At 49.7% G+C, this 12,597-nt stretch carries 6 protein-coding genes; all 6 read left to right on the plus strand.

Annotated elements, in window-relative coordinates:
- Nucleotides 1-18: 18 nt before the first annotated feature.
- From ABFC84_12730 to ABFC84_12755, 6 genes are read left to right on the plus strand one after another with little or no spacing between them, the layout of a single operon-like run.
- Nucleotides 19-1,887: a hypothetical protein gene (locus ABFC84_12730; GenBank protein ID MEN6413601.1), complete on the plus strand. Its 1,869-nt coding sequence runs from the start codon at nt 19-21 to the stop codon at nt 1,885-1,887.
- A gap of 10 nt (nt 1,888-1,897) precedes the next feature.
- The gene (locus tag ABFC84_12735) at nt 1,898-3,556 is read left to right on the plus strand and encodes an ABC transporter ATP-binding protein (protein ID MEN6413602.1); all 1,659 of its coding nucleotides are present in this window, start codon (nt 1,898-1,900) and stop codon (nt 3,554-3,556) included.
- Complete coding sequence (locus ABFC84_12740; protein ID MEN6413603.1) at nt 3,550-4,413, plus strand: energy-coupling factor transporter transmembrane component T; 864 nt, start codon at nt 3,550-3,552, stop codon at nt 4,411-4,413. The genes ABFC84_12735 and ABFC84_12740 overlap by 7 nt, the downstream gene beginning before the upstream one ends.
- 41 nt (nt 4,414-4,454) lie before the next feature.
- Complete coding sequence (gene cobN / locus ABFC84_12745) at nt 4,455-8,327, plus strand: cobaltochelatase subunit CobN (protein MEN6413604.1); 3,873 nt, start codon at nt 4,455-4,457, stop codon at nt 8,325-8,327.
- 29 nt (nt 8,328-8,356) lie between these two features.
- On the plus strand, nt 8,357-10,513 hold the full coding sequence (locus tag ABFC84_12750; protein ID MEN6413605.1) for a TonB-dependent receptor: 2,157 nt from the start codon (nt 8,357-8,359) through the stop codon (nt 10,511-10,513).
- A gap of 56 nt (nt 10,514-10,569) precedes the next feature.
- On the plus strand, nt 10,570-12,573 hold the full coding sequence (locus ABFC84_12755; protein ID MEN6413606.1) for a putative cobaltochelatase: 2,004 nt from the start codon (nt 10,570-10,572) through the stop codon (nt 12,571-12,573).
- Nucleotides 12,574-12,597 lie beyond the last annotated feature (24 nt).

Raw genomic sequence — 12,597 nt, forward strand, 5'->3', positions numbered from 1 at the left:
TGATTGGAGAAGCAGGGCATGAATAGATTCCGTTGGTGCCTACTGATACTGCTGGTGATTTTAGCGGTAAGTGGCTTTATTTATGAAAATAATCGACTGCGTGTAACGGGACATGTTGAATTCGGCAACCAGGGAATGGAAATTATACTGGACCGGAAACAAGAAGTCAAAACCGTCATAGTAAAAAATGAGCTTGACCAGCCGTTGACAATTGTCTCCCTGGGGGTGGGAAGCTGGAGCAAGCTACCGGTATTTATCTCGTGGGAGCCGGATAAAAGATACATAGTTGAATTGTTGCTGGCTGATGGCCGACGTGAAATGATTGCGGCTGACAGTCCGGAAGTTTCACCGGAAAAGGTGTTTTTTTCCCTGCAGGCACCCTATGGCTTGAACCAGGAAAATAGCAGCGGTATGGTACCGGCCGATACTGTATTCACCGCCAATCTTCTTTTAACCATGAATGATGATTTACCGGTCAACGCAGTGCTGGATGTGGTACTACCGACTGAATTGCAAATTACAGAAATACCGGATGGCATGAGATTGGAGCTGCAAAAAGGTGAACAGCACTTAGTCGGGCAGCGGCGACTGTCGGCGAAGCATGAGCACTGGAGCGTGCAACTGCAAGTAAGGAGCGGACAGCCGGGCGGCAGACCGGTAATTCAGGCTTTTGTTCACTTGGATAATGGCCGCGAGAAGTGGAATGTGGCCAAGCAAAGCACCTTGCAGGTTGCTTCCATAGAGGCTATCGGCAGTAAGATTAAAATTTTGTCGGTGAAACTGCCGGTCAATTCCAGCGGCGTTGTTGATCCCAAATATCGTACCGGCAATCTGGTCTATGTTCCGCCGGGGAAATTGGCTTTGCTTACCGGGCCGCAGTCCGGCGTTCGTCTTGATGATGATCCTTTCAGTTATACGAACATTCAGATCGGCAACGACGGGGACGAGCAGATATTGGTGATGGTTACGGGAAAAATGCTTGATGCGTCAACCGGCGCCTTGGCACCGACTTTTTTATCGCCGCCGCACAAAAATGCCGGTTTGGGATACAGCTATGGGCTTGCTGCGATTCCGCCCCATAGCAGCAGCAATATTGTTTTACCGCTTTATTTAAACGAAAATAACGTGCTGCCGGGGAACTATATTTTACAAACGGAGGCTTCCCTGTTTGGAATAGAACGGAACATCACGGCTGAAAGAACGACAGTCAATCTGATTACCCGCAATGATCGTCCGCTTCTGGTTACCTGTATCATGGCGCTGACGGCACTGACTGGCATCGGCTGGCTGCTGTGGCGCCGGGAAAAAGTTTTGGCCGCTTATTCCACCAAGGAACTGGTATTGATTTCATTATTTGGAACTGTCACCTTTGTTGTGGTCAATTTGCCGCAAACATTGCTGTGGGATATCGCTCATGTAGTCTTTGGACCGTTTAGTTTTTTATTTACCGGCTTTTTCAGCCAGACAGTTTTTTACGCGCTGGTAGTTGCTTTGGCAGTTGTGCTGCCCCGCACCGGTGTGGTCACCTTGATGCTGCTTGTTCGTTTCATTTTAAACGGATTCATTTTTGGACATTTTACCCCGGTGCTGCTTTTGTCTTACACAATGCTGGCAATTTGTCTTGAAGGAGCCTTATATGCTGCCGGAGTTACCCGCAAGGCTGTTGTTAACGGCAAGGGCCGGATAGCGCTGGTTGCCTGCGCCTGCGGCGGAGTGGATGTTGTTACTGCGTATATGAATTTCATGGCGTATCTGACACTGTATCGGCTGTATTATGCGGAATGGTATATTTACGCCGTTATGTTCGCCGGTTTTGTTTATACTGTCGCAGGTGCCTTTGCCGGGTGCCGGCTGGGCAATACATTAAAAAGCACGGCAATGGATTGAAGGAGTAAGTATGATTGCCTTTACTAACTTTAGTTTTTGGTATCCTGGCAGAGCGAATGCGACTTTGCGTCAAATTGATTTTGCAGTGGGGCCGGGTGAGTTTGTACTGTTGACCGGACCAACCGGCTGCGGGAAAAGTACACTGCTGAAATGCTTGAACGGTGTTATCCCCCATTTATCCGGCGGAAAATGTGAGGGCGAAATCTTCATCCATGGGCAGGACACACGGACGTTCACTATGGGCGAATTGTCGGCAGAGGTCGGCTTGGTGCAGCAAAGCCCCGATGATCAGATTTTTGCTACCTGCATACAGGATGAAGTTGCATTTGGTCCGGAAAACCTTTGTCTGGACCGGGATAAAATTGAGGAACAGGTAACGTGGGCCTTAAAGGCAGTGGAATTGGACGGCTACCGGCAAAGAAGCACGAATGCTCTATCCGGCGGACAAAAACAACGCTTGGCGCTTGCTGCTATGCTATCATTGAATCCCCGGATTCTTGCCTTGGATGAACCGGTCAGCCAGCTTGACCCGCAGGGCGCTGACGAAGTTATGGCAGTCATTCGCAATTTAAATAAAAAATACGGTGTCACGGTGGTAATGGTTGAACACCGGATTCATGAGGTAGCCCAATTTGTCGACCGAATGGTGGTCATGGAAAACGGACGAATTGCTTACGATGCTCCGGTACGGGAAGCCATGCTGCATGCCGATGAATTTGTTGCGATGGGACTGCGGCTGCCGGAGACAGTGGAAATCAGCCGGCGGTTTCATAAGCACTGCGCCGCTTTGACCGTGCAGGAGACGGTTGATTTGCTGAAATCGGGCTGCCCGAGACAGCGGGGCCTGCCGGCAGAGTGTTCCGAAGACGCAAAGGGGGAACCGGCTGTTGTTGCAATCGAAGATTTATTTTACCGTTACGGAAAACAGGACCAGCCGGCCTTATGCGGGGTCAACCTAAAGGTTCGGCAGGGAGAGAAAGTAGCTGTTATGGGCCGTAACGGTTCCGGCAAGTCGACCTTGCTGGCGCATATGGCCGGTATGATCGTACCGCAGCAGGGAGTGGTAACGATAGCCGGACAGCTGATTCGGCGCAGGCTTTCCTTACCGTTAGGTACGGTTGGCTTGGTGATGCAAAATCCGGATTTAATGCTGTTTCACCGGAGTGTCCGTCAGGAAGTAATTTTTGGTCTGGAAAATCTAAAACTGGAAGAAAAGATACGGACAGAGCGATACAGTAAAGCAATGGAAGGATTCGCCTTGACCGCGCTGCAAGCCGACCCCCCGCTGTCCCTTAGCCGGGGACAGCGTCTGCGGACGGCCACTGCGGCTGTTGCGGCGATGAACCCCAGCGTTATCTTTTTGGATGAACCGACCACCGGGCAGGATCAGGATCATATCGACAGTATGATGACGTCACTGCTGGAGCAGGCGGAAACTGTGGTGTTTTGTACCCATGATGTTGAGACTGTCATTCGCTATGCAAGCCGCGTCGTTGTAATGGAACAGGGACGGATCGTCGCCGATGAGATTCCGCGCAAGATTTTTGCCGATGAACCGTTTTTGCTCCGCTATGGTCTACGACCGACTCAGTCCTGGCTGGTAGGCAGAACTCTGGGGTTGGAAGATGTATTCACGCCGGGGGAACTGGAAAGAAGGTGGTCTTGCTGAAGTGGCAGGATGTTACTTATAGTGAAGCCGATCAAACAATTCTTCACCGGCTGGATCCCAGAGTAAAGATTATCGTATTATTGGCAACCGGCTTTTTTATTGTATTGCTGGACAATCCCAAGATATTGGGAAGCTTGTTGACTTTCGGCATAGCGGGAATGATTGTTTCCCGGTTGTCGCCGCTTAAATTGAAGATTGCCGTCGTTATGATTGCCTTAGGCCTTTGGGGCTCCGTGTTTAGTCAGGCTTTATTTTATGAGCAGGTACCGCGAACAGCCGTGCTGACAGTCATTTCACCCCAGATGCCGGTGTTAGGGCCATTGACGAAGGGGTTGTATATCTATCAGGAAGGGGTCATTCATGGACTGAAACAGGGACTCCGGCTGACAACCATGACAACGTTAGGCCTTTTGGTCTGCTGGACGACAGATACCAGGCTGCTGCTGCTGGGAATGGTAAAAATGCGGCTGCCTTATAGCTTGTCCTTCATGGCGGTTACGGCTGTAAAGTTTATCCCTGCGCTTCTGCAGGAATCCATGCAGGTGATGACTGCCTCTCGAATGCGCGGCGGCAAACGATTCGGCATTTCCTTGCTGATCCCCATTTTGGCCAATTGTATCCGGCGCTCGGGGACGCTGGCGGTGGCGGTGGAAAGCAGGGCGTTTCGCTGCTATAATCAGCGTACCTATTTAGAAGAGCTGAGTTTTTCCCGCGGGGAAAAATGGTTGCTTGTCGGCTATATGCTGCTGACAGTTCTTATTACTTTCAGTAAAGTAAGCTATTGGCTCTATCAATATGGAATTTATTATCACCCCGGGCTGCGAACAGTTTATGAATTTACCAGAGTTTGTCTGTAAATAAATTTCGCTGCTTTCAGTGAATTTATAGGAGGAAAAGGATGAAAATCGGTTCAATTATGTGGGCGAGTTATATGCCGACTCTAACCGAGGCCGTGGATGCTGTCGAAGAAATAGAACTTAACATGTGCAGCACCCATGATTTGGCGGACCCCGATTACCGGGAAAAATTCTTAGACTATTTAAGAAATCAAGCGGATGTGCTGCTGCTGTTTCCGACTGCCGGGAGTACCTGGGATTCTATAGCGGAGTCGGTTGCAGCGATAGCCGGGCAAAAACCTTCCATTGCTTTCGGGTTTGTGCCGGGATTGATTGCCTGCAATACGGTAAAAGCGGAGATCGCTTTAACGGTACAGCAATATTTGACGTTAGGCGGGAAAAGTAACGGTGAAAATGCTTTGTTATATATTTTGCGAGAACTGGCAGGCCGGGATGTGATGGTTCAGCCACCGGAAGAAGTAGCTTGGCAGGGCATCAGTTATCCGGGCGTTGAGCAATTATACAGCAGCGCAGCCGACTATAGGGAACATTGTCCGGCTTATCGGCCGGGTCGGCCGACGGTAGGCGTGCTGTATTATCGCAACTTGTGGCTGAATCATAATACGGAGGTCGTTGACGCGATTGTCAGCCGGTTCGAACAGGACGGATATAATGTGCTGCCCGCCTTCAGCACCGGCAGGAAGAATGTTGAAACCGGTGCGCAAGACAATGCTTATGCGGCAGAAAACTATTTTATGGTGGACGGTAAGCCGGTTATTGATGCCTTGATTTATCTGCAATCCTATTTTTTTGTGACGCAGGATGGAGGCGGGGATAAGACGGCCGCCGCCATCGGTGATACCCTTTTGCGGCAGTTGGATGTGCCGGTTCTGAAAGCCATGCTGACTTACAATAAGACGGAAGAGGAATGGCGTGCCGATCCTTATGGCATACCGGGGTCAACTATGGTTATGTCGGTGGGGATGCCGGAGTGCAGCGGTATAATTGAACCCATAGTGATCGGATCGGTCAATCGGGTGCAAAAGCAAGCGGACAGTGGAACTTTGGAGTATTATCGGCCGATTCCTCAGCGAATCCGTTATTTATGCCGTCGGACGGAAAAATGGATTGCTCTCAGACATAAAAAACCGGCAGAACGGAAGGTGGCATTCATTTTGCATAATAGCCCCTGCCATGGGGTGGAATTAGGGGTAGGCGGAGCGGCTAATTTGGACTCACTGGAAAGTGTATCTCGTATTCTGTCTGCTATGAAGCAGGCAGGATATTGTATTGATAATCTGCCGACTTCCGGCCAGGAACTGATTAATCGAATTATGGAAACCAAGGCTATTTCCGACTTTCGCTGGACGCCGGTGGAAGAAATCGCTGCCAAAGGCGGGGTTCTGAAATATTTAAGTACAGAGGATTACCGGCAGTGGTTTGATCAATTTCCGGCCAAGGTACAGACTGCCATGATTGAAACTTGGGGAAACCCGCCGGGGGAGGAAAAAGACGGCGTTCCCGCCGCAATGGTCTATAATGGCAAAATTTTAATTACCGGTGTGGAATATGGCAATGCGGTAGTTTGCTGTCAGCCGAAAAGAGGCTGTGCCGGGGCTCGGTGCGACGGGCAGGTCTGTAAAATTCTCCATGATCCGGAATGTCCGCCTACCCATCAATATGTAGCTACCTATCGTTATTTGGAAGACATCTGGGGAGCGGATATTCTGGTACACGTAGGAACTCACGGCAATTTAGAGTTTTTACCGGGAAAATCCGTAGGTTTGTCGGAGTCCTGCTACCCGGAACTGACCCTTGGTACAATTCCCCATCTTTATATCTACAACACGGATAATCCGCCGGAAGGAACGATTGCCAAACGACGAAGTTACGCTGCCCTTGTAGGACATATGCAGACGGTTATGGTGGAAGCGGAGACGTATGGACAACTGGCGGAAATCGAAAATATGCTGGCCGAATATGGTAAAACAAAGCAGACGGATCCGGCTCGCAGTCATGAATTGGAACACCTGCTGAGAGAAAAAGCCCAGGAAGCTAAACTGTTGGACGCTGGAGAAAAGTGTGAGACAGATGTATTCGTGGAGAAACTGCATGGTTTGATTACGCAAATCAAAAGCAGGATGCATCAGGATGGTATGCACATTTTTGATGATATTCCCCAAGGTGAGCGACGGGTGAATTTCATCCGGGCCGTACTGAAACATGACACCGGCGAGCAAGGAAATCTAAGCAGAGCGGTTGCTCGCCTAATGGGGCTGGATTACGATCAGATGCTGGATACGCCTCAGGTATGGAAGGTTGCGTATGGCAAAACGTACGGGGAACTGCTCAATACTGTGAGTCAATATGAGAAAGAGTTGATTCGGGAATTTATGACCATAAAAATAACAGGAAAATCGGCGGTAAACGATGGTTCGGACATTGACCTGCCGGCAGCAGTACGCAGGATTATGGGGGATCATTTTGTACAACCGGTGAATTCGGAGCAATTGCAATACTGGCTGGATAAAGTTAAAAAAATTGATGCCGGGTTTACGGCATCCAGGGAAATGGACAGTTTGCTGCAGGGCTTTGCCGGCAGCTATTTACCGGCCGGGCCTTCCGGCCTGATTACCAGAGGCCGGGCCGATATTCTGCCGACGGGCCGGAACTTTTACAGCGCCGACCCGGAAAAAATCCCGACGCAGGCAGCCTGGAAGATCGGTCAAAAGCTGGCAGACGGGCTTCTGGCCAAACATGAAGCCGATACCGGCCGGCTGCCGGAGAATTGCGGCATGGTGCTGTTTGCTACGGATTGCATGTGGACAGACGGCGAGCAGGTTGCGCAGATATTGGCATTGCTGGGAGTAGAGCCGCACTGGGCCGACGGGGGACGGGTCAAAGGATTCCGCATCCTATCCCTGCAAGAATTGGGACGACCGCGGGTTGATGTTACGCTGCGGATCGGGGGTGTGACCCGGGACTGCTTCCCGGGTATTGTAGATTATTTGGATGAAGCGATACAAGCGGTAGCGGCGCTGGATGAGCCGGTTGAGCAGAACTATGTTCGCAAGCATACGCTGGAGCACTTGGAAAATGACTCGAAGGAATCCTGGGAACAAGCGACGGCCCGCATTTTCGGCAGCCGTCCCAATACCTACGGCGCCGGTGTCAATTTAGCGGTACATGCTTCCGCCTGGAAGACGGAACAAGATCTGTCGGATATTTTTATTGCCTGGAGCGGTTATGCTTACGGCAAAAAAAGAGGGGGACAGGCGGCAGTCGGTCAGTTTAAGCACCAGCTTTCTACTGTTGACCTTACGTATAATAAAGCGGCGACCGATGAGTACGACATTTTTGGCTGCTGTTGTCAGTTTTCTTATTATGGCGGGTTTACGGCAGCAGCCCGCACGCTCAATAGCCATGAGGTGCAAACCTATTTCGGCGATACCCGTGATCCGGAACGGCCGGCGGTGACTACGCTGTCGGATGAAATCACAAATATTGTCAGAGTAAAAATTTTAAATCCGGCCTGGATGGAAAGCATGAAGCGCCATGGCTACAAAGGCGCGGGCGATATGGCAAAAAGGATCGCCCACATTTATGGCTGGGAAGCAACAACCGGTGCAGTGGATGATTGGATTTTTGACGATGTGGCCAAAACCTATGTGCTGGATGATGACATGCGGCAATGGTTTGGGGAGAATAACCCTTGGGCTATGGAGGAAATCAACCGGCGCCTGCTGGAAGCGGCGGAGCGCGGTTTATGGCAGGCCGATCCGGCAGTGCTGCAAGAATTGCAGGAAACCTATATGGAAGCAGAAGGCTGGCTGGAGGAGCGTATGGGGGAGGTGACAGGTGAATTCCAAGGAGGATCGGTGGATGTGATAACTGCCGATGATGTGCCTGCCTGGAAAGCCAAGCTGGGAAAATAACAGCAGGATAAATTGAGGAGGTTACAGCGATGAAAACCAAAAGAAAACGAAAAAATCTGCAAGCAGCAATTATTTTATCTTTGATCTTAAGTTCAAGTACAGTTTTTACAGTGGCATATGCCGAAGAAGCACCTGCTTATGATTTGGATACGGTAGTAGTCACCGCTACAAAAATTGCTCAACCGGTCAAAGATGTACCGGCCAGTGTGACGGTAATTACGGCGGAAGAACTTAAAAAGATGAATGTAACTACGGTGGATCAGGCTTTAGTCCGGGCGGCGGGAGTATATGATTACCGGCCGAAAGGACTGTCATCCGGGGTAACGTCCAATAATATTTCTCTGCGTGGATTTAATGGAGCTGGTTCCACTTTGGTATTATTGGATGGACAACCGTTGAATCAGGCATATAATGGACTGGTAAGCTGGTCGGCTATTCCGGTTGAAAGTGTTGAACGCATCGAAGTGGTGAAAGGTTCGGCCTCGGCTTTATATGGCAGCAATGCTATGGGCGGCGTTATCAATATCATTACTAAGAGTCCGCAAAAGAGCCAGGCTCAGGTATCGGCCCGGTATGAGTCCGATAATACCTGGGTTCGGCGTGTGGGTGTCAGTGATAAATTAAGTGAAAAGTGGAGTTACCGCTTTGACTATGAAAAAAAGACAACCGACGGATATCCTACTTCTTTAATAACAAATACGGCTCCGCCCGGTACGCCTTCAACGGATAAGAATGGTAAAAAAGTTTACATTATTGGCGATACGGGCGACAATAATTGGACTCAGGACAACTGGAACGGTAAGCTGGCCTATGATATTTCCGATAAACGCAAGCTGATATTTGATGTGATGCATAACAAATATGATTATGGATATGAGGCGTATCACTATTATTTGTCAGGAAAAGCAACTAACAAAAGCCTGCTGGGTTTACCGGGCGGTGAAGAAAGCAATGTATATGCTTTAGGCTACAGGGATCAAGGTTCGGGATTGACGATGAATATCGGAGTGAATGATGTATTGCATGAATGGTATATCGGCTCGGCTCAATCGATAAACGGTGGAACCGGCCATATTTCCGATGCTCCCAGCCGCCGCTGGAATGTGGATGTGCAGCAGGAATTGCAGCCTACAGCAAAAGACAGGAGCGTTATCGGCATCAATTACCGGAATGACTGGATTCACAACCAGGAAAGCTATCTTAGCAATTTGTTTAATCATAGCAGCATAACCGGCACTTATCCTTATTCCCAGGCAGAGGGTCGTTCCCGGACGCTCGGAATTTTTGGACAGAATGAGCATAAAATGAATGACAAGCTAAGCTTAACCCTGGGGGCCCGGTATGATTCCTGGAAAAGTTATGACGGTATGAATCAGGACAACCGCAACGGCGTGAAATCTCCTACATATTATTCCGATCGCAGTGATTCGGCATTCAGTCCGAAAATTGCTTTGCAGTACACAATGGCGGACAAGTCTAATCTGCACTTATCATGGGGGAAATCCTTCCAGGCACCCGATCTTTACACCATGTACCGGTCATATGATTCGATTTCCGGCGGGGTGACTACACATTATGAGGGTAATCCGGATTTAAAACCACAGAAGGTTACCAGCATTGAACTGGGCTGGAATAAAAAAATCAATGAAAAAACAAATATCAGTGCGGCCTATTTCCATAATGATATTACCAACATTATCTATCAGCAGACATTAAGTCCTACTCTAAAGAAACAACAAAATGCCGGTGAAGGTTCTACCAACGGAGTAGAGTTGGAAATCAGCCGTCAGTTTACTGCCAATTGGTCCGGCTTCTTCAATTATACATACCAACGGGCTACGATCAGCAGCAATCCGGCTGTTCCGGCATCGGAAGGCAAACTGGTACAGAACGCACCGGAACAGATGCTGAATTTTGGCGTTGATTATCAGAAAAATAAATGGCGGGCCAATCTGTCAGGCAGCTATGTCAGCAAGCGTTATACAACGGATGGAAATACCGATATAGTGAACAATGTATATGGCTCCCGCGATCCCTATTTTATTGCCAATACCAGCGTGGCATATCAGTGGGACAGCAGGAACACAGTTACTTTTGGTGTGAATAACCTGTTTAATCGTCAATATTATAATACCTATGTGGCGCCGGATCGTTCTTACAGCTTGCAGCTTACCCACAAATTCTAAATAGCGGAATGCAGGCCGGTATGGCGGAGACGGTTTGCCGGAATTGAGGCGATATCTTGAACCCAATAAATAAACAGCAGCGAATGATATATCCTTTTTCCGCCTTAATCGGCCAGGAAACCTTGCAGCTGGGGTTGCTGCTTCATGCAGTGAATCCCCGGCTGGGCGGTCTATTGATACGCGGTGAAAAGGGAACGGCAAAATCAACGGCAGTTCGTGCTTTGGTTCAGCTTTTGCCGGATATAACGGTTGTCAGTGATTGCCCCTACCACTGTGATCCGTTGAATTTCGATAAAGCCTGCAAGCAGTGCCGGAGCCGGAAACAGCAGCTATCTATTGCAACGATGCCTGTTCCGCTTGTTGACCTTCCGGTATCGGCTACGGAAGACCGGGTGGTAGGCAGCATCGATTTTGAGCAGGCCATCAAGGGGGGGCATATGGCCTTTTCTCCCGGACTGTTAGGGGAAGCGAACCGGGGAATTATCTATATCGATGAAGTCAATCTTTTGGATGATCATATTGTAGATGTTCTATTGTCAACGGCAGGCTGCGGAATCAATGCGGTCGAGCGGGAAGGAATCAGTTTTTCCCACCCCGCCGAATTTATTTTGGTGGGAACAATGAATCCGGAAGAAGGCGATCTGCGGCCACAATTACTGGATCGGTTTGCTTTGTGTGTGGATGTGCAGGGAATTGTCGACAGACAGGCCCGGGTTGCGATTATGAAGCGACGGGAAGAATTCGAATTAGATCCTGCGGGCTTTTGCGCCCGATTCGCTGTCGAACAGAAATTACTAAGGGCGCGTATAAAACAAGCGCAGCAAATATTGCCCCAAGTCCATCTTCCTCAGGCTTTATACCGGTATATTGGTCAGCTTTGTTCTGAGGCCTTTGCGGCAGGACTGCGTGGCGATATTGTGCTGTCGAAGGCCGCAAAAACTCTCGCGGCCTGGCGGGACCACCTTGAGGTTACCCGGAAGGATATCGACGATATGGCGCCCTTGGTATTGGCCCATCGTCTTCGGCAGCCGCCGGAAGAAAATCAAACTCCTCAGACTGAGCAGCAGCCGGAAAAACAGCAAGAGCAAGGCGAGCCGGAAAAACAAAACCGGAAACCGCCCAGTGATCCGCAGGAAAACAGCAAATCTTCCGACCAGCGGGAAACCAGCCGCCAGGAAGGAGAAAACTCCGGCAGCGGTGCAAAGCCTTCGACCGAAGTTGTATTTGCCGTAGGAAAACCTTTTGCGGTAACAAGGATTACTTACAAACAGGATCGCAAGGCGCGGCGGGGATCAGGCCGCCGGTCCCGCACCCAGACTGATTCCAGTATGGGCCGCTATGTAAAAAGCACCGGCCGCAGGGAGCGAAATGATTTTGCGATTGACGCGACCATCCGGGCAGCGGCGCCGTTTCAAATCAGCCGTTCCTCTCCTGGTGTGGCGATTGCGATAGAAACTGCCGATATCCGTGAAAAAATCCGGGAAAAGCGAATCGGCAACTTTATCTTATTTGTTGTTGATGCCAGCGGCTCCATGGGAGCCAGGCAGCGGATGATTGAAACAAAAGGAGCGATTCTGTCCCTGCTGCTTGATGCCTATCAAAAGCGGGACAGGGTAGGGATGATTGCCTTTAAGGAAGACCATGCGGAAGTGATATTACCGCCGACCAATAGTGTTGAACTAGCACAGAAGCGGTTGGCTGAATTGCCGATAGGTGGAAAAACTCCTTTGACTGCAGGAATTGGTAAAGCTTATGAAGTAGTCATGCAGCACCAAAAGCGAAGTCCCCATATGCGGCCGATTGTTGTACTTTTATCCGACGGTAGGGCGAATGTGGCCTTGAACGGCGGGAAACCGCTGGCCGAAGCGTATCAAACGGCAGAAATGCTGCGGGATGAACTGGAAGCAAAGTGTCTGGTGGTTGATACGGAAAAAAAAGGACTGCTTTCTTTTGGATTGGCCCAGGAACTTGCCCGTCATCTGGGAGGAGAATGTTATACCATCGATCAGTTAAGAGCGGACAATCTGGCAGGTTTAGTAAGAGGAGCTTTATTAAGTTAAGAGATTTATGGTGGAGGAAAATAG

The sequence above is a fragment of the Veillonellales bacterium genome, assembly GCA_039680175.1.
Lineage (GTDB): Bacteria > Bacillota > Negativicutes > JAAYSF01 > JAAYSF01 > JBDKTO01.